The sequence below is a fragment of the Fictibacillus sp. FJAT-27399 genome, assembly GCF_001510655.1.
Classification (GTDB): Bacteria; Bacillota; Bacilli; order Bacillales; family Fictibacillaceae; genus Fictibacillus_C; species Fictibacillus_C marinisediminis.
Genome location: NZ_LMVC01000004.1, coordinates 158,065 through 183,135 on the forward strand (window position 1 = coordinate 158,065; position 25,071 = coordinate 183,135).

Sequence of the window (25,071 nt, forward strand, 5' to 3'; positions counted from 1 at the left end):
AAATGCACCCTTTGGCCGAACGCATCAAAAACAAAGATGAACGAGCGCTTGCGAGAGCCATTTCCTATGTTGAGAACGATCACCCCGAAAAGCTTGAACTGTTAAAGGACATTCATTCTCTTCAGAAAAAGGCTCATTATGTGGGCCTTACCGGTTCCCCTGGTGCAGGCAAGAGCTCCCTCGTCAACCGGCTGATCACCTTTTTGCGCAGCAAGGGCATGACGATTGGTGTGGTGGCGGTTGATCCGACCAGCCCGTTTAGCGGCGGCGCTATTCTTGGTGACCGGGTGAGAATGAGTGAACACTTTACAGATCCAGATGTTTTCATCCGCAGCATGGGAACAAGGGGAAGCCTTGGCGGTCTTGCCAGGACAACAAAGGAAACCGTTCGGCTGATGGATGCTTATGGTTTTGACGTGATCCTCATCGAAACGGTGGGGGTTGGCCAGTCGGAGCTTGATATTATGAAAATTGCCGACAGCATTGCCGTTGTACTAAATCCGGGAAGCGGTGATGTGGTTCAAGTTTTCAAAGCAGGGATCATGGAGATTGCCGACTTGTTCATCGTCAATAAAGCCGATCTTCCCGGTGTGCCAAAGCTTTTGTCTGAAATTGAAGCAATGCTTGATCTTGTGAAACATGATGCACCATACCGTCCGCCGATCGTTCAGACGATCTCTGTTCAGAACAAAGGGCTCCAGGAGGTATGGGATCAGCTGAGTGCCCACCGCCAATACCTTGATGAAAGTGGTGAGGGAGAAGAGCGGCGGGTCCGCAGCCTGAAACAGGAAGTCATAGAAGTCGTGCACTACGAGCTGATGAGAACCCTTCTTATGAGAGAGGAAAGCAACGGGTATTCATGGCTTCCCGATGTGCAGAAAGGGCAGCTTGATCCGTATTCGGCTGCAGGGAAAATCCTCGAGGATTGGGAGAAAAACCAGGACAGAAAAGAGTGATTGCTTTGGGAAGAAAGGAAGTACCCTCGCTTGTAAAAGATGAAAAGCTTATCCAGAAAAGGCGCGGAGAAATGGTAAAGGCAGCGGTTAACCTGTTTAAGGAAAACGGCTTTCACCGAACAACAACCCGGGAAATCGCAAAGGCCTCCGGGTTCAGCATCGGAACGCTGTACGAGTATATCCGTTCAAAGGAAGACATCTTATACCTGGTCTGTGACAGTATTTATGAAGGGGTAAAAGAAAAGCTCCATGAACAGATCTCCCTGACAGAGGGCAGCATTGACCATGTAAAAAAAGCGATTGCGGTTTATTTTAATGTAGTCGATGAAATGCAGGATGAAGTGCTTGTCATGTATCAGGAAGCCAAATCACTGTCACGGGAAGCCTTGCCGTATGTGCTGAAAAAAGAGCTGGAGATGACAGCCATTTTTGAGGAGCTCCTGAAACGGACGGTGGAACAGGGTGAACTGGATCTGAATGAGGAAGAAGTTAAGCTTCTGGCCCATAACATTTTAGTTCACGGCCAAATGTGGACCTTCCGCCGCTGGAGCCTCAGAAAAGAATATACATTAGAAGAGTATACGAACATGCAGACCTATCTGCTTTTATATGGAGTCTTGAACCGCAGCCTTACAGGCGGAGCCAGGTAATTATGTTGTTTGAGAGGAGAAGGGAAAATGAGTAATCCGAAAGTGTACCAGCCGAAGAACCATATTCGTTTTGTAACCGCTTCCAGTCTATTTGACGGACATGATGCGTCTATTAACATTATGAGGCGTATTTTGCAGTCAAGCGGCGCTGAGGTCATCCATCTTGGGCATAACCGTTCAGTAGACGAGGTTGTGAGTGCAGCCATTCAGGAAGATGCTCAGGGGATCGCTATATCTTCCTATCAAGGCGGCCATGTTGAATACTTCAAGTACATGATCGACTTGTTAAAGGAACGGGGAGCAAGCCATATTAAAGTATTTGGCGGAGGCGGAGGCGTTATTATTCCGCCGGAAATAAAAGAACTGCACAGCTACGGCGTAACCCGCCTCTTCTCTCCTGAAGACGGCAGGATCAACGGACTGCAGGGTATGATCAATTTTATGCTGCAGGAGTGCGATTTTCAGACCGTTACAGAACTGACAGACGAACTTGAGAAGCTTCCTGAAAAGGAAAGCCGTGCGGTCGCCCGCCTGATCACTGTAGCCGAGAACGGGGAGTTCGCTCCAAAGGAAACGGCAGCCACTGCTGAGCAGGTGCTTCAACAGGTGAAAAGCTCGCAGCAAAACGTGCCTGTACTGGGTATTACGGGAACGGGCGGAGCAGGGAAAAGCTCCTTAACCGATGAGCTTGTGCGCCGTTACGTGAATGAATTTGAAGATAAGACGGTAGCCATCCTTTCCATCGACCCTACAAAGCAAAAAACAGGCGGAGCCTTGCTTGGCGACCGCATCCGTATGAATTCCATTTACAATCCTCGCGTATACATGCGCAGTCTCGCAACACGCGGTTCACGGTCAGAGCTTTCTGCGGCTATTCGTGATGCTCTTTCAGTTGTAAAGGCAGCAGGATATGATCTGGTCATCGTCGAGACGAGCGGGATTGGCCAGGGAGATGCTGGAATTGTAGATATTTCTGATGTCTCCATGTATGTCATGACGAGCGAGTTTGGCGCACCTTCACAGCTGGAGAAGATTGACATGATCGACTATGCTGACCTTATCGCGATCAATAAATACGAGCGTAAAGGTTCAGAAGATGCTCTAAGGGACGTAAGGAAGCAATATCAGCGCTCACGCCAATGGTTTGAAAAAGAATTGGATGGTATGCCCGTATATGGAACCATTGCAAGCCAGTTTAATGACGAAGGAACGAATACCCTGTTCCGCGCATTGATCCATACCTTAAATGATAAATGTTCATTAGTCTGGCAGCTCAAGCCTCTGGCTGAAGAAACAGTTGCAAAAAAGAATGTGATCATCCCGGGCGAGCGAAGCCAGTATTTGAATGACCTTGTCTATACAATGAGAGATTACTACAAGACCATGAATGAACAAGTGAAGTACGCAAGAAAAAGCTATCAGCTCAAAGGTTCGATCGAAACCATCCAAGAGATCAACGCCAATGGTGAAGTTGTTTCCACCTTAGAAGAAGCAAGGGATCTAGTAGAGGAGAAGCTTCTTCCGTACTCCAAGAAAACACTCGACAACTGGCCGAAGCTGAGAGAGCAGTACAGCGGCATGGAGTTTGTGACAAAAATCAGAGACAAAGAGATTGTCACAGAGCTTACAACCAAAAGTCTTTCAGGTTTAAACATACCCAAAGTGTCACTTCCGAAGTTTGAAGACTGGGGAGAGATCCTAAAATGGGTGATGAAGGAAAATGTGCCGGGCGCTTTCCCTTATACGGCGGGAGTTTTCCCGTTTAAGCGAAAGGGTGAAGATCCGAAGCGCCAGTTTGCAGGAGAAGGAACGCCGGAACGAACGAACCGACGCTTCCACTATCTTTCAAAAGACGATGATGCCAAGCGCTTAAGCACAGCCTTTGACTCCGTTACCCTGTACGGCGAGGATCCTGATTATCGTCCGGATATTTATGGAAAAGTCGGAGAAAGCGGAGTCAGCATCTGTACGCTGGAAGATATGAAAAAGCTTTATGACGGCTTCGATCTGATTGCGCCAAGCACCTCTGTTTCAATGACGATTAACGGTCCAGCGCCAATCATTCTCGCCATGTTCATGAACACAGCGATTGATCAGCAGCTTCAACAATTTGAGCAGGAAAATGGCCGCCGTCCGAATGAAGACGAGTACAAGGAAATTGCCGCCAAGACACTGGCTAGTGTACGCGGAACGGTTCAGGCAGACATATTGAAGGAAGATCAAGGGCAGAATACATGTATCTTCTCAACTGAATTCGCTCTTCGCATGATGGGCGATATCCAGCAATACTTTATCGACCATAATGTACGTAACTACTATTCTGTTTCGATCTCCGGCTATCACATTGCAGAAGCCGGCGCTAACCCGATCACACAGCTGGCGTTTACGTTGGCGAATGGGTTCACCTATGTGGAATATTACTTAAGCCGAGGTATGAACATTGACGATTTCGCACCAAATCTATCGTTCTTTTTCAGTAACGGTTTAGATCCGGAATACGCGGTGATAGGCCGGGTCGCACGAAGAATCTGGGCAACAGTAATGAAAAATAAATATGGTGCAAATGAGCGAAGCCAGAAGCTGAAGTATCATGTTCAAACGTCTGGAAGATCGCTTCATGCGCAAGAGATCGATTTTAACGACATCCGTACGACCCTGCAAGCGTTGATGGCACTTTATGATAACTGTAATTCTTTGCATACCAATTCCTATGATGAAGCAATCACGACACCGACAGAGGAATCTGTTCGCCGAGCGATGGCCATCCAGCTTATTATTACGAAGGAAATGGGTCTCGCCCGCAATGAAAATTCACTTCAAGGATCCTTTATTATTGAGGAGCTGACTGACCTTGTAGAAGAAGCAGTCCTTCAGGAATTTGAAAGGCTGAATGCAAGGGGCGGTGTCTTAGGCTCGATGGAAACACAGTATCAGCGAGGAAAGATACAGGAAGAGTCCATGTATTATGAGATGAAAAAGCATAATGGAGAGCTGCCGATCATCGGTGTCAATACGTACCTGAATCCCAACCCTCCAAAAGATGAAGAATTTAACATGCAGCTGGCACGGGCAACGAAGGAAGAGAAGGAACAGCAGATCGCCAGCCTCAATGATTTCAAAAACAGGCATGTTGAACAATCGGTTCAAGCACTGCGCAAACTTCAGGAAACAGCCTTGAACGGCGGGAACATTTTTGAAGAACTGATGAAGACCGTCAGAGTAGCAAGCCTTGGCCAAATCACATCTGCTTTATATGAAGTGGGCGGCAAATACCGTAGAAATATGTAAAAACAAAAAATAGAAAAAGAGGGTTAACCCTCTTTTTCTATTTTTAGCTTACTCAATGTTGCAAAAACATCACTAAAGGCATCATCGAACGGGTGTCAGGCACCCGAAGTTAACCCAAAGGTGCCTGACACCCAAATAAACAAAACTAATTGCTTCGATGAATAAAAACATTGCGATTCCAGCCGAATTTGGCTAGAGAACCAAAGTTTCATGCTACGTAGCAATTAGTCTATTTAGGGGGTGCCAGGCACCTTTTGAGTTAATTGATGGTGCCAGGCACCCGTGCAGTGATGTGATTTTAAAAAAAAGATGTCATTCATCTAGCATATCCTTGGAAGATTTGTTTATAATGAAGAGTATAATTCTTCTAGAACAAAACTTGTGCATCTATGACATAAATAGATTTATTGATTTGAAAGGAAGTGCCAACTTGAGTTTAGTCAAATCTTATTCAAAAGATGACATCGTGGAAATGGCCATGGTTGAGATCGCTTTTGAAATTTTAAAAGAAGAAAAACAAACAGTTCCTTTTTATGAGCTAGTTCAGCGTATTAAAGATATGAAGGGATTATCTGATGCTGCAGTCGAACGCCGTCTATCACATTTTTATACAGACATGAACATCGACGGCCGTTTTGTTTCTCTCGGTGACAACAAGTGGGGTCTTAAAGCTTGGTATCCGATTGAGAGCAGTGAAGAAGAGCTTGGGAACACGAACAAGCCAACGAAACGCAAAAAGGTTGTCGCTGAAGATGAAGAATTTGACGAGTTCGAAGAAGACTTTGATGAAGAAGACTTCGATGCTCTCGACGTTGAAGATGAGTTTGCGAAAGCGAGCAGCAGTGACGACGAGGATGACGAAGAGGACGAAGAGGAATTGGACGAGGACTTCGACGAATTTGAAGACAGCGAAGAAGAGCTGGATGAAGATATCGAAGACGAAGAAGACGAGGCAGCTGAAGAGGAATTATACGAGGTTGAAAACGAAGATAAAGAAGACAAGTAACACATATGAGATATTCTGCCCGGTGGAGCCTGAAAACAGCGCCCGCCGGGTTTTTTTTATAATGTCTAGCTCAGCGTCCAGGACGAAATATGAAACACCATTTCGTCATAAGTCCTCGCAGGACGAAATTTAAAATATAATTTCGTCTTTGGTCGCTTCACTCTTACTCCTTAACACAAAGAGCGTGTTGTTGTGTAAAAGTTCCAGCACTTGTCGGACTTTAGCAGGACGCATCCGCTTTTCCTGTTATTTCTTACTTTTGCAAATTTCTTTCTAGTCCTTGACATTCGATTGGAAAGCCGATAAAATCATTTTTGGGCTAAACGTATATATAAATAATTTTTTGCGGATAAAAACAAAAGTGCCCCCTTTATTGGGGAGGAGTCACTTTTGTTTTTTTTTATTTTAAGCTTCTTATACTATATTGTCCTTTCTGCTTGAAACAGAAGCAGAGGGGTATACTTAATTGTGAAATCCAGAGGGGGAATAAAGAATGGCAAAGTATATTTTTGTAACAGGGGGAGTGGTTTCGTCTCTTGGAAAAGGGATTACTGCAGCTTCCTTGGGCCGATTGTTAAAAAACAGAGGCGTTAAGGTAACTACCCAAAAGTTCGATCCTTATATTAACGTGGATCCGGGAACGATGAGTCCTTATCAGCACGGCGAAGTTTTCGTAACAGATGACGGCGCTGAAACAGACCTTGACCTTGGACACTATGAGCGTTTCATTGATATTAACCTAAATAAATTCAGTTCTGTTACAACGGGTAAGATCTACTCTACTGTTCTCCGCAAAGAAAGAAGAGGAGAGTATTTGGGTGGCACAGTACAGGTTATTCCTCACGTCACCAATGAAATTAAAGAGCGTGTATTCCGCGCAGGCCGTGAGACTAACGCTGATGTAGTCATCACTGAAATCGGGGGAACGGTAGGGGATATTGAAAGTTTGCCATTTCTTGAAGCCATTCGCCAGATCAAGAGTGATGTTGGTTCGGAAAATGTGATGTATATCCACTGTACTCTTATTCCTTACATTAAAGCTGCCGGTGAGTTGAAAACAAAACCGACACAGCACAGCGTAAAAGAACTTCGAAGCCTTGGAATTCAGCCAAACATCATCGTCGTTCGAACGGAAATGCCAGTCTCTGACGATATGAAAGAAAAAATCGGCCTCTTCTGTGATATTGATCCAAAAGCGGTCATTGAAGCACGTGACGCAGATACTCTGTACCGTGTTCCGATCGACCTTCAAGAACAAAATATGGATCAGATCGTTTGCGACCACTTAAAATTGGACTGCAAGGAAGCTGACATGGGTGAATGGAAAGGCTTGATCGACCGCGTACTGAACTTGTCAGGAAAAGCAAAAATCGCATTGGTCGGAAAATACGTAGCACTTCAGGATGCCTACATTTCAGTGGTTGAATCCTTGCGCCATGCAGGATATCACCATGATGCGGATATTGATATCCAATGGATCAACTCTGAAGATGTAACAAAAGAAAATGTGGCTGAAACACTGAAGGATGTAGATGGAATCCTTGTTCCCGGCGGTTTCGGAGACCGTGGTGTGGAAGGGAAAATCCTCACGATCCAGTATGCCCGCGAGAACAAAGTTCCTTACCTCGGAATCTGCCTTGGCATGCAGCTGGCGTCTGTTGAATTTGCGCGAAATGTGCTGGGCATGGATGGTGCACATTCCACAGAACTTCTTCCGTCCACCGAGTATCCGATTATCGATTTGCTTCCTGAGCAAAAAGATGTGGAAGACCTTGGCGGTACACTTCGTCTAGGGCTTTATCCATGTAAGCTTAACGAAGGATCCAAAGCATATGATGCTTATCAGGATGAAGTGGTTTATGAGCGCCACCGCCACCGTTATGAGTTCAATAACGAATATCGTGAGCAAATGGAGAAGGAAGGTTTTCTATTTTCGGGAACCAGCCCTGATGGCCGTTTAGTCGAAATTATCGAACTTAAAGATCACCCTTGGTTTGTCGCTTCTCAATTCCATCCAGAGTTTATCTCGCGCCCGACCCGTCCGCAGCCTCTATTCCGTGAATTTATCGGAGCTGCTCTGCAAATGAAAAACTAATAAGAAAAGCGTAAGCGCACTTTGCGCTGAAACTGGACATAGCAAACAGAAAACCCGGCTGATTTCAGCCGGGTTTTTTATGATTTTAAGATTAATTTTGCCGGTTGAAACTCAGCATTACCGGCCCTAATTAGTTCTCCGCGTACGGTTTGAGAGGGGGGCGACCGCAGGACAGTGGACGAATATAGGGCCATGCTTTGCTGAATGCGCTCTGACTTGCTGCTGACCTTGGCTGTAAGCACTTTGTAAGAAGGGGCTTATGAAGGAGGCTTTTGCTTGCTCGAAGGAAGGTTGAGGTTATTAAGGGGCTGGATAAGGATTAGGACGTTCCTCCCTCCTTATTACAGAGAATTCGGCAAATATTGACATATTCCTTCATTGTTTTTAAATTTTTTTGGTAAGGTAATTAGTTTACATAATGGCGGTTTGGACAGTAAATATGCGATTTTGGACAGTAAATTTAAATTTTGGCTCGTATTTTACGCTTTTTGGACAGTAAATCCTGCATCCCCGCCAGTAAATCAATCTTCGTACTCTTCCAGGATCTCTTTTGCCGTTAAAAACAAGGCATAATAGGCGAATAACCCTGCCATGGCCGAAGGAATGCCGATTCGTTCTCCATTTTCAGCCGGAACAAGGCCTTTTTTCACCATTAAATCAATAAATGCATCGCAATGTGGAGCCGCTTCTTCCCCTTTTTCCTTGCGTGAGGCAAGAAAAATGATGCTCGCATCTGTGTTTTGTTTGATTTCCTGAAGCAGGCTGAGGACAGGCTCATCGTCATGAAAACGGGCGGAGGCAAGCACGGTATCTACCCTCGTTAACTGGCTGATCTCTTTTGTGTTCAGCGGCTTCGCATTTGAAAAAGCCTCTTGGCCATACAGCCCTTCCGCATTTACTGCCTCCATCTCATCTTTTCCTGTAAAATAGACAGTGCCATGCGATAGAACAGTCTGCGCTAAGAGCCTGGCTGCGTCTTCAAAGGCAAATTCATTATCCTGCTGGATTTTAGAAAAAATCCCATTAAGCTGGGTGGAAAATATCTTTAACATAAGATCTCCTCTTCATTTCGGTAGTTTGGTTTAGTATAACGCATTGTTTTTTTTATTTCACTCGAAGCAGCAGGAAAACGACAGGATTCACAGAATTAGTTAGAATATGGAATTGATCGAAAAAATTATGTCAGAGGTGAGCAGGTTGAGTAAAATATTGATTGTGGATGACCAATACGGAATTCGGATTCTTTTAAATGAGATTTTTCAAAAAGAGGGGTATCAGACGTTTCAGGCTGCAAACGGCGTGCAGGCTCTTTCGATCGTTGAAGAGGAAACACCGGATCTTGTGATTTTGGATATGAAAATTCCAGGGATGGACGGACTGGAAATTTTACGCCATGTCAAAAAAATGAATTCCTCCATTCAAGTCATCATCATGACCGCTTATGGCGAATTGGATATGATCCATGAAGCGATAAAGCTCGGGGCCATCACCCATTTTGCGAAACCGTTCGACATTGACGAAATTCGCGCAGCGGTGAGGAAAGAATTACCAATTAGCGCAGGATAAGAAAAAATTCTACAAATCATTGACATATCGGCATTGGTAGCGCTTGCACGCAAAAAGCCTGATTTATTGCGGTTTTCAAGCGCTATTGGTATGCTATAATAGGTTTGAAAAAAGACTAACTAATGTTTAACATATGGCATTTTCGGAAAAAGATTGAAGATGATTCTTTTTTCGTTTTTTTGTGCCAATAGTAAAGGGAGGACATGAAACATGCCTTTAGTGTCAATGAAAGAAATGCTCGAAAAAGGAAAAGCGGAAGGATATGCTGTCGGTCAATTCAACATTAATAACCTTGAATTTACCCAAGCGATTCTCAAAGCTGCTCAGGAAGAAAAATCTCCGGTAATTCTTGGCGTTTCAGAAGGCGCTGCTCGTTACATGGGTGGTTTTAAACTTGTCGTCAGCATGGTTAAAGAACTAATCGAAGAATATAAAGTAACTGTACCGGTTGCGATCCACTTGGATCATGGCTCCAGCTACCAAAAATGTGCTGAAGCAATCCATGCCGGTTTCACTTCCGTTATGATTGACGGATCTCATTTCCCGCTTGAGGAAAACATTGCATTAACGAAAAAAGTTGTAGAACTTGCTCACTTCCACGGTGTGTCAGTTGAAGCTGAACTAGGCCGTATCGGCGGACAGGAAGATGATCTTGTAGTTGATGATGCTGAAGCAGCATACGCTATTCCTTCTGAATGTGATCAGCTTGTACGCGAAACAGGTGTAGATTGCTTTGCTCCTGCATTAGGAAGCGTGCACGGACCTTACAAAGGTGAGCCGAACCTTGGCTTCGGCCGCATGAAAGAAGTAAATGAATTAACTGGTGTTCCTCTTGTACTTCATGGCGGAACAGGAATCCCTACACACGATATCCAAAAAGCAATCTCTCTAGGTACAGCTAAAATCAACGTAAACACTGAAAACCAAATTGCGTCTTTCAATGCAGTAAAAGAATTTATTGCTGCCAACCCAGATAAATACGATCCACGTAAATACCTTACTGCTGCCCGTGATGCAATCCAGGAAACAGTTCAAGGTAAAATGCGCGAGTTCGGTTCTTCAAACAAGGCGTAAGAATGATATGAAAATAAAAACGGCTCGTGCCGTTTTTATTTCTCTGCATGAAACCGCCTATACATTATAGGCGGTTTCATTTACAATGAAGATGTAAAAAAAGGGTTACTAATTTCGGGTATGAAAGTTGTTGTGTGGAAAAGACTAAAAGGGAATTTAGACATCGTGTCTGTACAACCACTTTAATATAGGAGTGAATGAATAATGAAATTTTTTATTGATACTGCAAATATTGACGAAATCCGCGAAGCACATGAGCTTGGCATCTTATCAGGGGTTACAACAAACCCAACTTTAGTGGCGAAAGAAGGCGTTGATTTTCATGACCGCATTCGTGAGATCGCTGCTCTTGTTCCTGGCTCTGTTAGTGCCGAAGTTATTTCATTAAAAGCGGAAGAAATGATTGAAGAAGGAAAAGTGCTTGCTGCTATCGCACCGAACATTACGGTTAAAGTTCCGATGACTACAGAAGGCTTGAAAGCAGTAAAGGCGTTTAGTGAAATGAACATTAAAACCAATGTTACATTGATCTTTAATGCCAACCAGGCGTTATTGGCTGCAAGAGCGGGTGCTACTTATGTATCACCATTCCTTGGAAGACTCGATGACATCGGACAAGATGGTTTAGGATTGATTTCACAAATCGCTGAAATCTTTGCGATCCACGAACTTCCTGCCCAAATCATCGCAGCTTCTGTCCGCCATCCGGTGCACGTAACAGAAGCAGCCCTTCGTGGAGCACACATTGCAACGATTCCGCTCAAGGTCATCAAGGGCCTCGTGAGCCACCCATTAACTGACCAAGGGATTGAGCGTTTCTTAAGCGATTGGGAAGCTGTTAAAAACCGCGGCTAGAAGATACTATAACCTATCCAAGCACCACCTCCCGTGGTGCTTGTTTTTGGTTTTTTACCATAACAAACACAGTTTTCTTATCAAAGGTTCTTTTCTAAAAGATTGTTGCTTTGGAACCTTCTTGCAAAGAGGCTTCAATGACAAGTTGATTGGAGTGCAAGGTGCGAGACTCCTCGAAAATGAATTTCACATTTTCTTCGTGCGATATAACGCTGCCGAAGCCTTCCTTGTCCTGCGGGGGAAGCGTGACAGGTGAGACACGCAGACGCTTGCGCCGAGGGGCTCAGCGCACGCCCCGCGGAAAGCGAGCATCCTGAAGCGGAAATCAACCACTCTCAAGAGCAACAAAGGTTACGAAATAGATTACCATAAAAAACCAAAATATTAGCATGATATTCCAGTTGTTGAGAATACTACAAGCAACAACGACTGGAGTTAACCGCTTGATGCAGAAGGGAGCAAACCATGGAACAGAAGCTTATGATTGAAGGGGGTTATCCCCTTGAAGGAACCGTTCATATTAGCGGAGCCAAGAACAGTGCGGTTGCATTAATCCCTGCTACCATTCTTGCAGAATCCCAAGTCATCATAGATCAGCTGCCTAATATATCAGATGTACGTTTGTTAAGAGATTTGTTGGAAGAAATCGGCGGAGAAGCCGAATTGGATGAAAATAATTCATTGACTGTTAATCCGGAAAAAATGATTGCTATGCCGCTTCCCAACGGAAAGGTTAAGAAACTTAGAGCCTCTTATTACCTCATGGGTGCTATGCTTGGCCGTTTCAAAAAAGCTGTCATCGGTCTTCCGGGAGGCTGTAATCTTGGCCCAAGGCCTATTGATCAGCATATTAAAGGATTTGAGGCATTAGGTGCAAAAGTTACCAATGAGCAAGGAGCCATCTACCTACGTGCAGATGAGCTCATCGGCGCACGAATCTATTTAGACGTAGTGAGTGTCGGCGCGACAATTAACATTATGCTTGCTGCGGTTAGAGCCAAGGGCCAAACCATCATTGAAAACGCGGCAAAAGAGCCTGAAATTATTGATGTTGCCACTCTTCTTACGAGTATGGGAGCAAAAATTAAAGGTGCAGGTACAGATGTGATCCGAATCGATGGAGTTGACCATCTTCACGGATGCCGGCACTCTATCATTCCGGACCGAATCGAAGCAGGTACCTACATGATATTGGCAGCAGCGGTTGGCCAGCAAGTATTAATAGATAATGTTATTCCGCTTCATTTAGAGTCATTGATTGCCAAGCTCCGGGAAATGGGCGTTCATATAGAAACAAAAGATGATCAAGTCCTTATTCATAACAGCGGAAATCCGTTAAAAAGTGTAGATATTAAGACTCTGGTTTATCCTGGTTTTCCTACGGATCTTCAGCAGCCGTTCACTTCATTGCTCACGAAAGCGGAAGGAACGAGTATCGTAACGGATACCATTTATTCTGCACGATTTAAGCATATTGATGAGTTGAGAAGAATGGGTGCCAACGTGAAGGTAGAAGGCCGATCTGCCATAATTAATGGACAGGCCCGCCTTGAGGGTGCCAAAGTAAAAGCCAGTGATCTCCGTGCAGGAGCGGCTCTTGTGGTTGCCGGTCTTATGTCAGAAGGTATCACAGAAGTTTCAGGTCTTGAACATATTGATCGCGGCTACGAATCACTTGTTGATAAACTGTTGGGGCTTGGCGCGAAAATCTGGCGTGAAAACCTTGATGTCGAGGAAATGGAAGAGATCGAGAAATAGGCGCTTTCGACAGGCGTCTCAGCTTTTCAATATGATTCAGCTTCAGTGTCCTGGTCCTCGATGGATGAAAAGGAACATCTCTTTTCATCCTTGGCCACTTCGTTCTTGAGCAGAAAACAAAGAACGTTTTATGCTCAAGACCTCCAGTGCTAGTCGGACCATAACGGCCACTTCAGCATTTCTAATTTTTGTAAGCGTTTTTCTAGAAGGGGGAAGTTATTTCAATGGAACGTAGTTTATCAATGGAACTAGTACGTGTTACAGAAGCCGCAGCACTTGCTTCAGCCCGTTGGATGGGCCGGGGCGTAAAGGATGAAGCAGATGATGCAGCAACAACTGCCATGCGCGATGTTTTTGATACTGTCCCGATGAAGGGAACGGTCGTCATTGGCGAGGGAGAAATGGATGAGGCTCCTATGCTTTATATTGGTGAAAAGCTGGGAACAGGCTATGGCCCGCGTGTAGATGTAGCGGTAGATCCTCTCGAAGGAACGAACATTGTGGCTTCCGGAACTTGGAATGCTTTAGCTGTTTTGGCTGTGGCGGACCACGGAAACCTTCTGCATGCACCGGATATGTATATGGATAAAATTGCCGTAGGTCCAGAAGCGGTAGGCCAGATCGACATCGATGCACCAACCATCGACAACCTAAGAGCCGTTGCCAAAGCACGTAATAAGGACATTGAGGACCTTGTTGCCATCGTCCTTAACCGCCCAAGACATGAGAAAGTCATCCAGGAGATCAGAGAAGCTGGTGCAAGAATTAAGCTGATTTCAGATGGTGATGTGGCTGCAGCCATTAATACAGCATTTGAAGGAACAGGCGTGGATATCTTATTTGGATCAGGAGGAGCTCCTGAAGGTGTCATTGCCGCAGTAGCTTTAAAGTGCCTTGGTGGAGAAATACAAGGTAAGTTGCTTCCTCAAAATGACTCAGAATTAGAACGCTGCCGCAGAATGGGGATCACCGACATTAATAAAGTCCTCCGTATGGAAGATCTCGTCAAAGGCGATGATGCGATTTTTGCTGCAACAGGTGTAACAGACGGAGAACTCTTAAAAGGTGTCCAGTTTAAAGGGACGATCGGTACGACGCACTCTGTCGTCATGCGTGCAAAGTCAGGTACCGTTCGATTTATCGATGGGCGCCACAGTCTGAAAAAGAAACCTGATCTTGTCATTAGACCATAGTTCTTTTTATATAGTCCGGCGCCTATCTCTTCTGCATCATTTGTTCGGAAGAGGAAGTGTCCGGATTTTTACTTTTTTCATCCTGTCTTTATCTATGACTTGATTAAACCCACCATTTGTGGTTAAAATATGAAGTACTGTTTATTTATAATATGAAATGTCCACTTCTGGTTTACTTACTTCAATAGTATCCTTCCAACCCTTCATTTCTGTTGCCCTGTTCTTTCATAAAAAACGATTAAAACAGAAAACACAGTGTTTAGAAAATAGAATAAAGTGTGGTGTCATTATGGGCTTAGTATTATCTGAATTAGAAACAAAAAAATTAAAAGAATTATATGAACTTGCAAGACAATATAGAGTTCCTTATTATGGGAAATTAACGAAAAGAGAATTGATGTTTTCCATTCTTAAAGCACAGGCTGAACAGGATGGATATTCATTTATGGAAGGGATTCTCGAAGTTATTCCGAATGAAGGCTTTGGATTTTTGCGTCCGATCAACTACTCTCCAAGTTCCCAGGATATTTATATTTCAGCCTCGCAGATCCGCAGGTTTGATCTAAGAAACGGGGACAAGGTTTCCGGTAAAGTCCGTCCTCCAAAGGAAAATGAACGTTATTATGGATTGCTTCAGGTTGAAGCGGTAAACGGCGAGGATCCAGACACAGCAAAAGAACGTGTTCACTTCCCTGCATTAACGGCTCTTTATCCTGAAAAGAAAATGGTGCTTGAAACCGAGCGCACGAACCTTTCAACCCGTATCATGGACATGATTGCACCGGTTGGCTTCGGTCAGCGCGGATTGATTGTCGCGCCTCCTAAAGCTGGTAAGACCAGTCTTTTAAAAGAGGTCGCACACAGCATTTCGACTAACCATCCTGATACTGAACTGATTGTCCTGCTGATCGACGAGCGTCCGGAAGAAGTAACAGATATTGAGCGGTCCGTTAAAGGCGATGTCGTCAGCTCTACGTTTGACGAGGTACCGGAAAACCACATTAAAGTTGCAGAGCTCGTATTAGAACGTGCAATGCGCCTTGTGGAACATAAAAAAGATGTTGTTATCCTGTTGGATAGCATTACACGTCTTGCCCGTGCGTACAACCTTGTCATTCCTCCAAGCGGACGTACATTATCCGGGGGGATTGACCCGGCTGCTTTCCATCGTCCGAAGCGCTTTTTCGGGGCTGCCCGAAACATTGAAGAAGGCGGGAGCTTAACGATTTTGGCAACGGCTTTGGTTGAGACGGGCTCTCGGATGGATGATGTGATCTATGAAGAGTTTAAAGGGACAGGCAACATGGAGCTGCACCTTGACCGTAAGCTTGCTGAACGACGAATCTTCCCTGCAATCGATATTCGCCGATCAGGTACGAGAAAAGAAGAAATGCTTATCCAGAAGGATCACCTTGAATCGTTATGGGCGATCCGAAAAACAATGGATGATTCGTACGATTTCGTAGATACGTTCATGAAGCGTTTACGAAAAACAACCAACAATGAGGATTTCTTCGCGATGTTTGAGGCTGAGAAGTCAGGCACGAACAAGCGCGTAAAATCATTGTCGAATTCCTGAGGAATATAAAGGGAATGCTGTTGCAAAATGAACAGCACCCTGTTATACTACTGCTATGTGCTTATTTTAACTCTGGGTCCTCAGGATTCAGGGCAGAAGGAGTTGAGAACGAAATGAAACCAAATTTACATCCGACTTATAATAAAGTTGTATTTGTTGATGCGAGCAGCGGTTATAAGTTCTTATCCGGCTCTACAATGTCTTCTAGCGAAACCATTGAATGGGAAGATGGAAATACTTATCCTGTCATCAAAGTGGATGTTAGTTCCGATACACACCCTTTCTATACTGGGCGTCAGAAGTTTACAGATGTCGGCGGACGTGTTGACCGTTTCAAAAAGAAATACAATCTTAAGTAATATGCTGCAAGTTGTAAGGGGCAAGAGAACTTCTTGCTCCTTTTTTTTGTAAATAAAGAGAAATTTGCCGCCTCGTTATAAGGCGTTCAGCTAAATAGATGAGTACATAATATATGTAAATACCATGCATGGGAAGGGGAACAGAAACATGTACGTAATGAAGCAGAATGGCTGGGTAGAAGTCATTTGTGGAAGCATGTTTTCAGGAAAATCAGAAGAATTGATACGCAGGGTGCGCCGGGCGAAATATGGAAAGCTTGAAGTTCAAGTCTTTAAACCACTGATCGACAACCGTTACAGTGAAGAGTCAGTGGTTTCTCATAACGGTACCGCAGTCATTGCCCGACCGGTCGAAAAATCAGTTGATATCCTGAAAAGTGTTTCTCCTGACACTGAAGTGGTAGCCATAGATGAAATTCAGTTCTTTGATGAGGATGTCATTTCTGTCGTTCAGGAATTAGCCGACCATGGAATTCGGGTAATAGTTGCAGGACTTGACCAGGATTTCAGAGGCGAACCATTTGGCCCGATGCCAAAGCTTATGGCGCTTGCTGAAAGTGTAACGAAGCTGCACGCGATCTGCATGGTATGCGGATCACCGGCCAGCCGTACACAAAGGCTGATCAACGGAAAACCGGCTTCTTATGATGATCCCATTATTTTGGTAGGTGCATCAGAATCATATGAACCACGCTGCCGCCATTGTCATGAAGTGCCGGGAAAGCCGAATAATCTGCTCGCAAGCTTAGCAGAACAATCAGAATAAATGAAGGATGATTCTCTTTAAGGTGCCAGGCACCTCATGGAGATTCATCCTTTTTTTGTCTGTATTTTTTTAGGCTTAACACAAACCCTAAGATTACGGGAGGTGTTTTCTGTGAAAAATACAGGAGTTTTCCTTATCCTTGCTTTACTGCTGACGGCATGTTCTCCGACGTCTAAAGATCATTTTGAACCGACGGCGAATGAATCAGCCAAGAATATGAAAGACAACATGTTGGGACATGGGATTATTAATTACCATGTGACAAAAAATAACCCAAAGTTCAACTATAGTTCTGAAACGAATAAGAATCCCAATGACTATCAGAAATTGAATACAGCCCGATTTGATATCTCTGATGATCAGGACAAAATTCGTGAGGCGGTCGTCAGCCAGACGGGCATCAACCCTCAGATGGTGACCATCAATGGAAACTATGCACATATTCATTTAAACGTGCCTTCAAGTGTATCTGACCGTAAAAAAGAGAAGATGCGCCGAGATATTAAATCAGCAGCAGAGCAGGCCGTTCCACGCTATAAGTTTTCAGTTAAAGTGGACAGCAGAAGGTGAAAAAACGGCAAATGTCCGTGCTTCCCGCACAGACAAATGCCGTTTTATTTTTTGGCTCTTCTCGCAGCCTGCTGAATCGGATCCCATACCCCGTTATATGGAGGAGCATAGCAAAGATCCAAATCCTCGAGTTCGTGCAGGTCCATTTTGTGAAACATGGCTGTGGCCAAAACATCCACTCTTTTGTCCACCCCATGCTTGCCGATAAACTGCCCGCCCAGAATGCGCTGGTTGTTGGCGTCAAATATGATTTTGACGTGCAGCGGTTCAACTCCAGGAAAATAGCCGGCAATGTCTTTTGCACGCGTCATTACTGTTTCAACCGGGAAATGGAGCCTTTCCGCTTCTTTCTCGGATATTCCTGTTTTTCCAAGAGAAAGGTCCATGAACTTAATGATTGAGGAGCCGACAATTCCTTTGAACGTCTGCCTCTTTCCTGACATGTTCAGGCCTGCAATCCGGCCTTGCTTGTTCGCTGTTGTGCCAAGAGGAATATGATCATCCATTTCTTTGATCAGGTGGTAATGGCTCGCGCAATCTCCAGCAGCATAGACATCTTTCACATTGGTCCCCATGTACCGGTTGACAAGGATGGCTCCGCTCTCGTGAAGCCGGATCTCCGTATCTTCGATCAATGATGTATTTGGCTTTACACCAACAGACACGATGACCATGTCCGTTGGATAGTCCCGTTTGTTCGTCTTTACGAATTGAACCCGGTCATCTCCCTTAAACCGCTGAACTTCTTCATTCAAACAAACCTCTATGTCATGTTTTTGGGCTTCTTCATGGATCAGTTCTGCCATATCGGAATCAAAGATGGCGCCTAGCTGGGGCCCTCTTTGGATAATCCTTACCCTTTTCCCTAAAAGCCTAAGATTTTCTGCCATCTCAAGCCCGATATAGCCTCCGCCGATAATGGTGACGTCCTGGATGGAAGGATCAAGGTCCTTCTTGATTTTCTCAACGTCAGGAATCGTTTTCACAACATGGATGCCTGGCAGGTGCCTTCCTTCCCATTGCGGCATGACAGGGCTGACCCCCGTTGCAATCAGAAGCTTGTCATATGAAAAAACAAATTCCTCATTCGTTTTTGTATGTATGCCGTAAATGGTCTTTTCCCCTGGATCAACCCGGGTCACTTCATGATAGGTTCTGGCGTCCATTCCATACTTCTCCCTGAAGGAAGTTACATCGCGGGCAATAAGTTCTTCAGAAGATGGAATGAGTCCGCTCACTACATAGGGGAGTCCGCATTGGCCGTAAGAATAGATGCCCCCTTTTTCAAAAATGGTGATGCTGGCCTCCGGATCGTTGCGGACGATTTGCATCGCAGCACTCATCCCGGCCGCATCTCCGCCGATAATACAATAGTTCATAATCTATCCCCTTTCTGTTCTTCTATAGTATTCCCCTTCGTTTTCTTTTAGTCATCGTTAAATGGGTGTTCGCTATTCTTGCACCGTATCCTTTTTTTCTTTCAACACTATCTGTACCAACAAGAACCTGCCGGCGCTGTCGAACAATCATAATAGAGAGGTGTAGAAAATGCTGGATATCTTATCGAACGGAACGGACTGGAACGACCATCCTGTTCCGATCACCACACTTATCAAAAAGTTGAAAGAGAAGCCGCTGGATCCTATCTATGAATCCATGGGAAATTTTATTGTGAAAGTCAATCCGGTTACTGATACGCAGCACGACATACGGCACAAAGGGTGTACCCAATTTTTTGGCCACTTTGCAACCATTCCCTTTGTTTTCAATATTATAACCGATGAAAAAGTCGTGATTGAAGAACTGACAAAGGCCATCCGCATGAATCAGCAGCGACTGGATTACGAAGCGCTGAAAAACCATACATCCATGTATTAAAAACCTTTGCCCAGCGCATCCCTATAGAGTACGATAAAAGAAAGAGCGGGGGTGCAGTTGTGGAAGGATCCATTATAGCTTTGAATACTGGAAAGGCAGATGTTCTTTCGTGGCAGGGAAAAGACATAAGCTCGGCGATCAATAAAAAGCCGTCCCGTGGTCCATTATTCTTGTCAAATCTTCAATTTGAAGGAGATATACAGGCGGACACCGTGCACCATGGCGGTCCGGATAAAGCAGTCTGTGTCTATTCTCATGATCATTATGCGTATTGGGAGAAAGGGCTGGGAATCTCTCTGGACGTACCATCTTTCGGTGAGAATCTTACCGTTGAAGGCCTTACCGAAAAAGAGGTCTTTATCGGTGACATCTTCCGGCTTGGGGAGGCACTGGTCCAAGTGAGCCAGCCGCGCCAGCCTTGTTTTAAGGTGGCTGCCAAACTCAAACAGCCGTTGATGGTCAAATATATTCAGGATACCAGTTTCTCCGGCTATTACTTGCGCGTACTGGAAGAAGGCACTGTCAGCCCGGGAGATAAGCTTGTTATTGAAGAAAAACATCGAGCCGGGATCTCTGTCGAATTTGTTAACAGAATGACATACATAGACAAGGAAAACAGAGAAGGGCTTACCATGCTTGCCGGTCTGAATGAACTGGCAGAAGGCTGGCGCTCAGCTATGAAAAAGAGATTAGACTCTCTCCTCGGGCAGTACCTGTAGCTCCGGGGATTTCTTTTTGCCTTCAAACCGTCAAAACACAGTCTGAAGGCTTTTGACGGGTGACCTCCCCTGTATTATAATTAGAATGTTATGCCATTAAAATGAGGTGAAAAGCGTGTTAGAACGTTTAGAAACGATAGAAGCCCGATACAATAAATTAAATGATCTATTAAGTGACCCAGAAGTCATTAGCGATACGAATAAATTAAGGGAATACTCCAAAGAACAGTCTTCTCTTCAAGATACAGTAGCGGTTTACCGCGAGTATAAAGAAGCAAAAGAAGGGCTCGACGAAGCAAAAGCAATGCTCGAAGAAAAGCTTGATGCCGAGATGACCGCCATGGTGAAAGAGGAAGTTTCCGAGCTTGAAGATAAGATTGAAGAGTACATTCAGCAGCTGAAAATCTTGCTTCTTCCAAAAGACCCGAACGATGATAAGAACGTAATCGTCGAGGTACGCGGAGCAGCAGGCGGTGACGAAGCCGCCCTATTTGCAGGCGACCTTTACAAAATGTACAGCCGCTATGCCGAGGTGCAAGGCTGGAAAACAGAAGTAATCGAAGCAAGCTACACCGAGCTTGGCGGCTACAAAGAGATCATCTTCTTGATCAACGGCAACGGGGCATACTCCAAGCTGAAGTATGAAAACGGAGCACACCGCGTACAGCGTGTTCCTGCTACAGAGTCCGGCGGCCGTATCCATACGTCTACAGCGACAGTAGCGATCCTTCCTGAAGCAGAAGAAGTGGAAGTTGAAATTCATGATAAGGACGTCCGTGTAGACACGTTTACGTCAAGCGGACCGGGCGGACAATCGGTTAACACGACTCAATCCGCTGTTCGTCTGACGCATATTCCAACTGGAACAGTTGTTTCCTGTCAGGATGAAAAATCACAGATCAAAAACAAGGAAAAAGCGATGAAGGTTCTTCGCGCACGTGTTTATGATAAAATTCAGCAGGAAAAACAAAAAGAATACGATGAAAACCGTAAATCTGCAGTGGGTACCGGTGACCGTTCAGAACGGATCCGTACGTACAACTTCCCGCAAAACCGTGTAACGGACCATCGCATAGGCCTGACTCTTCAAAAACTGGATCAAATTTTGCTCGGCAAGCTGGACGAATTCATTGAAGCATTAATTACAGAAGACCAGACAAGCAAAATGAAGGCCCAGACGGAAGCATAAGATGAAAGCGATGAAACGGCATGAAGCCCTGAACTGGGCTTCATCTTTTTTAACGAAAAAGAGACGGGAACCTCAAGCTGGGGAGCTTCTGCTTCGTCATGTACTTGGCGATCTGAGCCGGACGGAGCTGCTTCTTGGTTTGGATGAAGAGCTTCTTCCAAAGCAGCAAGAGGCATTTGAAGCAGCTGTACAAAAGCATGGCGATGGAGTGCCTGTCCAATACATTATTGGTTTTGAAGAGTTTTACGGAAGACGCTTTTCGGTGAATAAAGAGGTGCTCATTCCTCGGCCGGAAACAGAAGAGCTCGTATATGAAGTGCTTCAGCGCTCCATGATGAGGTTCCCTGGCATAGAAAAGATCCAGACAGTCGATGTCGGGACGGGGAGCGGTGCCATTGCCATTACACTGGCACTGGAAAATTCTCGTTTTTCGGTAACCACGATCGATATTGCTGAGGGATCCCTGGAAGTCGCAAAGAAAAATGCTGAAGACCTTGAGGCATCTGTTCGTTTTATTCATGGAGACCTCCTTCAGCCTCTGATCGAGGGCGGAGAAAAAGCAGATATCGTTGTGTCGAATCCTCCTTACATTCCTGATCGTGAAATAATGGAGCTTGAGACGATCGTTAAGGATCAAGAGCCTTTCCGTGCACTTAGCGGCGGTGAGGACGGCTACGTATTTTACAGAAGGTTTATGGAAGAGCTGCCCCTCGTTCTGAACGCACAAAGCATTGTTGCCTTTGAAGTCGGCCATGATCAGGGCCAGACGGTGGCTGAAATGCTCAGGGTCACGTTCCCTGGGTCGGTTGTTTCGGTAGTAAAGGATATCAGCCAAAAAGAACGGATGGTTATCGCGGAGATTGGCTTTTAAGAAGAGTGGAGAGGGCTCTCAGCTGTGCTGGGGGCTTCTTTTTTGTGGCCGGAAGAACGGAATTGAACGAAACTGGCGCTGAATTGAGCCGAACGGAGAATAATTGAGCGCAATTTAAAATAATTGAGCGAAACAAGCAATAATTGATCCGAACTGAATCTTCAGACTTATTCTCCAGTCAAACGCAACTCAATATCATCTATTCTCACATCCTAAAAATTGACGAAATACCTACTTCTATTGTAGGATTACTATTAATTAAATAAATCTTATCCAGAGCGGTGGAGGGACTGGCCCTATGAAACCCGGCAACCTATTTTTAGAAGGTGCTAAATCCAGCAGGAGTAGATCCTGGAAGATAAGATGGAGCGGTCAAAAACTTCCCCTTATCTAAAGGGGAAGTTTTTTTTAGATAGTCGGAGGGTCAGGCCGTTGTCCTGACCGCTCCTCCGCACTGAAGGGATGGACTTTCAGGGTCTCTTTTAGTGGCAGAATGTTTTTAAAAGGCAGAGGGGAGAAAAAGGTAGATGAGATTTGGATTTTGGTTGCCGATCTTTGGTGGATGGCTGAGAAATGTGGAAGATGAGAACATGCCGCCGACGTTTGATTATGCGAAGAAGGTTATTCAGTCCGCGGAAAAATGGGGGTTTGACACGACGCTGATCGCGGAACTGTATTTGAATGATATAAAAGGGCCGGAGCAGGACTCTCTTGAGGCTTGGACAACGGCAGCGGGTCTCGCGGCCGTAACGGAGAAAATAGAAATTATGACAGCGGTAAGGCCGGGATTCCATAATCCTGCTGTAACGGCGAAAATGACGGCGAACATAGACCAAATGAGCGGCGGGAGGTTTACACTTAATGTCGTCTCCGCCTGGTGGGAAGAGGAAGCGAAGCAGTATGGCGGCATTTTTACTGCCCACGACGAAAGATATGAGCGTACGCAAGAGTTTCTTGATGTTCTAAAGGGGCTGTGGACAGAAGAAACCTTCAATTATTCCGGCAAGTTTTATCAGTTTAGCGATACGAAACTTTTCCCTAAACCTGTTCAGCGGCCAAATCCCATTTTGTATGCTGGCGGAGAAAGTGAAAGGGGTAAACAGGTTATCTCTTCCTCCTGTGACGCTTACGTCATGCATGGCGGCACTGTCGAAGAGATCGCCGTTAAGATTAATGACATGAAGAACCGCCGCGGGCTAACAGGGAAAGAACCTTTATCTTCGTTCGGCATGGCGGCCTATGTGATCTGCCGGGATACTGAAGAAGAAGCCCAAGCGGAACTGCAGAGGATTACAGATGTAAAAGAGTCCAGCGCATATGCTGGGTTTAAAGATTTTACGAGCAAGTCGCAGCTTGAACAGCAGATTCAGCTGTACGACTACTCTGTTTCCAACCGGGGGCTGAGGCCGAATCTGATCGGCACACCTGAACAGATTGCGGAGCGGATTGCAGCATATGAAGAAGCCGGCCTTGGACTCCTTTTACTGCAATTCTCCCCTCAGTTAGAAGAGATGGAACGTTTCTCAAAACAGGTGATGCCTTTGGTAAAGAGCTATCGGAAAGAACATGCGAAATAAGGAGGATGACCATGAAAAAAGTATATATCATACATGAGAACGATGAATGGACAGATCATCTCACAAAGAGACTGGATGAGCTGCAAGTGCCTTATGAGGCATGGCATCTCGATCAGGGAACAGTTAATCTGGCAGAAGCCCCGCCCGAGGGCATTTTTTACAGCCGCATGAGTGCTTCCTCACATACAAGAGGACACCGTTATGCACCGGAACTTGCTGCCGGTGTCATTGCCTGGCTGGAAGCACATGGCCGAAAAGTGCTGAATGGCAGCCGCGCCCTTCAGCTTGAGGTGAGCAAGGTCGTTCAATATTTAGAGCTTGAGGCGCATGGGGTGAAGACGCCCAAAACCATTGCGGCTGTTGGCAAGGACCAAATTCTGCAGGCAGCTGAGCAGTTCAGCGGCAAACCGTTTATTACAAAGCATAACCGTGCGGGAAAAGGCCTTGGTGTTCAGCTTTTCCATTCATATCATGGATTGAAAGAGTATGTGCTCGGACCTGATTTCGAAGAGCCGGTGGATGGCATCACATTGATACAGGAATATATTGAATCGCCGGAATCTTATATTACACGATGCGAATTTGTCGGCGGCAAGTTTGTTTATGCGGTTCGGGTGGATACCTCAGAAGGCTTTGAACTCTGTCCGGCAGACGCCTGCCAGATCGGTGACCTGTTTTGTCCTGCAGGAGAGGAAACGCCAGCCAAGCCGAAGTTTCAAATTCAGGAGAACTTCAATGAGTCAATCATTGAAAACTATATGAGGGTTCTGGCAGACAACAAGATTCATGTTGCCGGGATCGAATTTATAAAAGATAAAGACGGCACGATCTATACGTATGATATCAATACGAACACCAATTACAACTCTGATGCTGAAGCGGCTGCCGGAAAATATGGCATGCTGGAGCTTGCGAAATTTTTGCAGCAGCAGCTTGATTCATTGAATGCAGCAACCGTGCAATAAGACAAAAAGAGCCTCCCGCCAGTAGCGGGAGGCTCTTTGTTTTTTCATTATCTACATGAAAAAGGGGGTGATAGGGATGTCCTTACTATAGCAGACCTCCTACACTACAGAGGAAATATGTGACCTTTTTGATATGTTTAATAAATTTGTGACAAAG

General features: G+C 45.1%; 23 protein-coding genes and 1 riboswitch. Of the genes, 20 read left to right on the forward strand and 3 right to left on the reverse strand.

Features of this window, described 5'->3' with window-relative positions; all coding sequences use genetic code 11:
* Positions 1 to 2 precede the first annotated feature (2 nt).
* From meaB to AR335_RS17390, 5 genes are all read left to right on the forward strand, one after another.
* The gene (gene meaB / locus AR335_RS17370; RefSeq protein ID WP_062238268.1) at positions 3 to 956 is read left to right on the forward strand and encodes a methylmalonyl Co-A mutase-associated GTPase MeaB; all 954 of its coding nucleotides are present in this window, start codon (positions 3 to 5) and stop codon (positions 954 to 956) included.
* 5 nt (positions 957 to 961) lie between these two features.
* Entirely contained in the window at positions 962 to 1,606 is a 645-nt protein-coding gene (locus AR335_RS17375; protein WP_062238486.1) for a TetR/AcrR family transcriptional regulator, read from the forward strand.
* A gap of 27 nt (positions 1,607 to 1,633) precedes the next feature.
* Positions 1,634 to 4,894: a fused isobutyryl-CoA mutase/GTPase IcmF gene (gene icmF, locus AR335_RS17380; protein ID WP_062238269.1), complete on the forward strand. Its 3,261-nt coding sequence runs from the start codon at positions 1,634 to 1,636 to the stop codon at positions 4,892 to 4,894.
* Positions 4,895 to 5,324: 430 nt separating this feature from the next.
* On the forward strand, positions 5,325 to 5,900 hold the full coding sequence (rpoE, locus tag AR335_RS17385; RefSeq protein WP_062238271.1) for a DNA-directed RNA polymerase subunit delta: 576 nt from the start codon (positions 5,325 to 5,327) through the stop codon (positions 5,898 to 5,900).
* Between the two features lie 493 nt (positions 5,901 to 6,393).
* Positions 6,394 to 7,995, forward strand: coding sequence for a CTP synthase (locus AR335_RS17390; RefSeq protein WP_062238274.1), 1,602 nt, complete (start codon positions 6,394 to 6,396; stop codon positions 7,993 to 7,995).
* A gap of 521 nt (positions 7,996 to 8,516) precedes the next feature.
* Here AR335_RS17390 and AR335_RS17395 read toward each other — a convergent pair.
* The gene (locus AR335_RS17395; RefSeq protein WP_062238276.1) at positions 8,517 to 9,047 is read right to left on the reverse strand and encodes a DUF2529 family protein; all 531 of its coding nucleotides are present in this window, start codon (positions 9,045 to 9,047) and stop codon (positions 8,517 to 8,519) included.
* 145 nt (positions 9,048 to 9,192) lie between these two features.
* On the opposite strand from AR335_RS17395, the gene AR335_RS17400 reads away from it, so the two are divergent.
* The 3 genes from AR335_RS17400 (at position 9,193) to fsa (ending at position 11,490) form a co-directional block, all read left to right on the forward strand.
* Positions 9,193 to 9,561, forward strand: a complete 369-nt coding sequence (locus AR335_RS17400) for a response regulator (RefSeq protein WP_369795851.1) — start codon at positions 9,193 to 9,195, stop codon at positions 9,559 to 9,561.
* Between the two features lie 210 nt (positions 9,562 to 9,771).
* Positions 9,772 to 10,635, forward strand: a complete 864-nt coding sequence (gene fba, locus AR335_RS17405) for a class II fructose-1,6-bisphosphate aldolase (RefSeq protein WP_062238278.1) — start codon at positions 9,772 to 9,774, stop codon at positions 10,633 to 10,635.
* A 204-nt stretch (positions 10,636 to 10,839) separates the two neighbouring features.
* Positions 10,840 to 11,490 carry a fructose-6-phosphate aldolase gene (gene fsa, locus AR335_RS17410; protein WP_053356441.1) on the forward strand — a complete coding sequence of 217 codons (651 nt, stop codon included), beginning with the start codon at positions 10,840 to 10,842 and terminating at the stop codon, positions 11,488 to 11,490.
* A gap of 134 nt (positions 11,491 to 11,624) precedes the next feature.
* On the opposite strand, the gene AR335_RS24345 is transcribed toward fsa, so the two are convergent.
* A complete protein-coding gene (locus AR335_RS24345) occupies positions 11,625 to 11,819 on the reverse strand; it encodes a hypothetical protein (RefSeq protein WP_156419068.1) in 195 nt (64 codons plus the stop codon).
* Between the two features lie 136 nt (positions 11,820 to 11,955).
* Here AR335_RS24345 and AR335_RS17415 point away from each other — a divergent pair, with 136 nt between their 5' ends.
* The 6 genes from AR335_RS17415 (at position 11,956) to AR335_RS17440 (ending at position 17,715) form a co-directional block, all read left to right on the forward strand.
* Positions 11,956 to 13,248: a UDP-N-acetylglucosamine 1-carboxyvinyltransferase gene (locus AR335_RS17415; RefSeq protein ID WP_053356442.1), complete on the forward strand. Its 1,293-nt coding sequence runs from the start codon at positions 11,956 to 11,958 to the stop codon at positions 13,246 to 13,248.
* 224 nt (positions 13,249 to 13,472) lie between these two features.
* Positions 13,473 to 14,441: a class II fructose-bisphosphatase gene (gene glpX, locus AR335_RS17420; RefSeq protein ID WP_053356443.1), complete on the forward strand. Its 969-nt coding sequence runs from the start codon at positions 13,473 to 13,475 to the stop codon at positions 14,439 to 14,441.
* A gap of 289 nt (positions 14,442 to 14,730) precedes the next feature.
* Complete coding sequence (rho, locus tag AR335_RS17425) at positions 14,731 to 16,020, forward strand: transcription termination factor Rho (protein ID WP_053356444.1); 1,290 nt, start codon at positions 14,731 to 14,733, stop codon at positions 16,018 to 16,020.
* A 113-nt stretch (positions 16,021 to 16,133) separates the two neighbouring features.
* Positions 16,134 to 16,379, forward strand: coding sequence for a type B 50S ribosomal protein L31 (locus tag AR335_RS17430; protein ID WP_053356445.1), 246 nt, complete (start codon positions 16,134 to 16,136; stop codon positions 16,377 to 16,379).
* Between the two features lie 148 nt (positions 16,380 to 16,527).
* Positions 16,528 to 17,145, forward strand: coding sequence for a thymidine kinase (locus AR335_RS17435; RefSeq protein WP_053356446.1), 618 nt, complete (start codon positions 16,528 to 16,530; stop codon positions 17,143 to 17,145).
* A gap of 111 nt (positions 17,146 to 17,256) precedes the next feature.
* Positions 17,257 to 17,715, forward strand: coding sequence for a hypothetical protein (locus tag AR335_RS17440; RefSeq protein ID WP_062238280.1), 459 nt, complete (start codon positions 17,257 to 17,259; stop codon positions 17,713 to 17,715).
* Between the two features lie 44 nt (positions 17,716 to 17,759).
* Here the strand turns inward: AR335_RS17440 and AR335_RS17445 are convergent, their stop codons facing one another.
* Positions 17,760 to 19,094 (reverse strand): FAD-dependent oxidoreductase, encoded by a 1,335-nt coding sequence (locus tag AR335_RS17445; protein WP_062238282.1) that lies wholly within the window; start codon positions 19,092 to 19,094, stop codon positions 17,760 to 17,762.
* 169 nt (positions 19,095 to 19,263) lie between these two features.
* On the opposite strand from AR335_RS17445, the gene AR335_RS17450 reads away from it, so the two are divergent.
* The 6 genes from AR335_RS17450 to AR335_RS17475 all read left to right on the forward strand — a co-directional run bounded on the left by AR335_RS17450 (position 19,264) and on the right by AR335_RS17475 (position 24,914).
* Positions 19,264 to 19,593, forward strand: a complete 330-nt coding sequence (locus tag AR335_RS17450) for a hypothetical protein (protein WP_053356449.1) — start codon at positions 19,264 to 19,266, stop codon at positions 19,591 to 19,593.
* A gap of 59 nt (positions 19,594 to 19,652) precedes the next feature.
* Positions 19,653 to 20,312, forward strand: coding sequence for an MOSC domain-containing protein (locus AR335_RS17455; RefSeq protein ID WP_062238284.1), 660 nt, complete (start codon positions 19,653 to 19,655; stop codon positions 20,310 to 20,312).
* Between the two features lie 115 nt (positions 20,313 to 20,427).
* Positions 20,428 to 21,501, forward strand: coding sequence for a peptide chain release factor 1 (gene prfA, locus AR335_RS17460; protein WP_053356451.1), 1,074 nt, complete (start codon positions 20,428 to 20,430; stop codon positions 21,499 to 21,501).
* A gap of 10 nt (positions 21,502 to 21,511) precedes the next feature.
* Positions 21,512 to 22,372, forward strand: coding sequence for a peptide chain release factor N(5)-glutamine methyltransferase (gene prmC, locus AR335_RS17465; RefSeq protein ID WP_062238488.1), 861 nt, complete (start codon positions 21,512 to 21,514; stop codon positions 22,370 to 22,372).
* Between the two features lie 266 nt (positions 22,373 to 22,638).
* Positions 22,639 to 22,737, forward strand: a riboswitch (SAM riboswitch).
* Between the two features lie 162 nt (positions 22,738 to 22,899).
* Positions 22,900 to 23,949 carry an LLM class flavin-dependent oxidoreductase gene (locus AR335_RS17470; protein ID WP_062238287.1) on the forward strand — a complete coding sequence of 350 codons (1,050 nt, stop codon included), beginning with the start codon at positions 22,900 to 22,902 and terminating at the stop codon, positions 23,947 to 23,949.
* Positions 23,950 to 23,960: 11 nt separating this feature from the next.
* On the forward strand, positions 23,961 to 24,914 hold the full coding sequence (locus tag AR335_RS17475) for an ATP-grasp domain-containing protein (RefSeq protein ID WP_062238289.1): 954 nt from the start codon (positions 23,961 to 23,963) through the stop codon (positions 24,912 to 24,914).
* The last annotated feature ends 157 nt before the right edge of the window (positions 24,915 to 25,071 follow it).

Bases quoted from the DNA above. Each gene is read 5' to 3' on its own strand.
- meaB (WP_062238268.1), top strand. From the start codon at position 3: ATGCACCCTTTGGCCGAACGCATCAAAAACAAAGATGAACGAGCGCTT.
- icmF (WP_062238269.1), top strand. From the start codon at position 1,634: ATGAGTAATCCGAAAGTGTACCAGCCGAAGAACCATATTCGTTTTGTA.
- AR335_RS17390 (WP_062238274.1), top strand. From the start codon at position 6,394: ATGGCAAAGTATATTTTTGTAACAGGGGGAGTGGTTTCGTCTCTTGGA.
- AR335_RS17395 (WP_062238276.1), bottom strand. From the start codon at position 9,047: ATGTTAAAGATATTTTCCACCCAGCTTAATGGGATTTTTTCTAAAATC.
- fba (WP_062238278.1), top strand. From the start codon at position 9,772: ATGCCTTTAGTGTCAATGAAAGAAATGCTCGAAAAAGGAAAAGCGGAA.
- fsa (WP_053356441.1), top strand. From the start codon at position 10,840: ATGAAATTTTTTATTGATACTGCAAATATTGACGAAATCCGCGAAGCA.
- AR335_RS17415 (WP_053356442.1), top strand. From the start codon at position 11,956: ATGGAACAGAAGCTTATGATTGAAGGGGGTTATCCCCTTGAAGGAACC.
- glpX (WP_053356443.1), top strand. From the start codon at position 13,473: ATGGAACGTAGTTTATCAATGGAACTAGTACGTGTTACAGAAGCCGCA.
- rho (WP_053356444.1), top strand. From the start codon at position 14,731: ATGGGCTTAGTATTATCTGAATTAGAAACAAAAAAATTAAAAGAATTA.
- AR335_RS17430 (WP_053356445.1), top strand. From the start codon at position 16,134: ATGAAACCAAATTTACATCCGACTTATAATAAAGTTGTATTTGTTGAT.
- AR335_RS17435 (WP_053356446.1), top strand. From the start codon at position 16,528: ATGTACGTAATGAAGCAGAATGGCTGGGTAGAAGTCATTTGTGGAAGC.
- AR335_RS17445 (WP_062238282.1), bottom strand. From the start codon at position 19,094: ATGAACTATTGTATTATCGGCGGAGATGCGGCCGGGATGAGTGCTGCG.
- AR335_RS17450 (WP_053356449.1), top strand. From the start codon at position 19,264: ATGCTGGATATCTTATCGAACGGAACGGACTGGAACGACCATCCTGTT.
- prmC (WP_062238488.1), top strand. From the start codon at position 21,512: ATGAAACGGCATGAAGCCCTGAACTGGGCTTCATCTTTTTTAACGAAA.
- AR335_RS17470 (WP_062238287.1), top strand. From the start codon at position 22,900: ATGAGATTTGGATTTTGGTTGCCGATCTTTGGTGGATGGCTGAGAAAT.
- AR335_RS17475 (WP_062238289.1), top strand. From the start codon at position 23,961: ATGAAAAAAGTATATATCATACATGAGAACGATGAATGGACAGATCAT.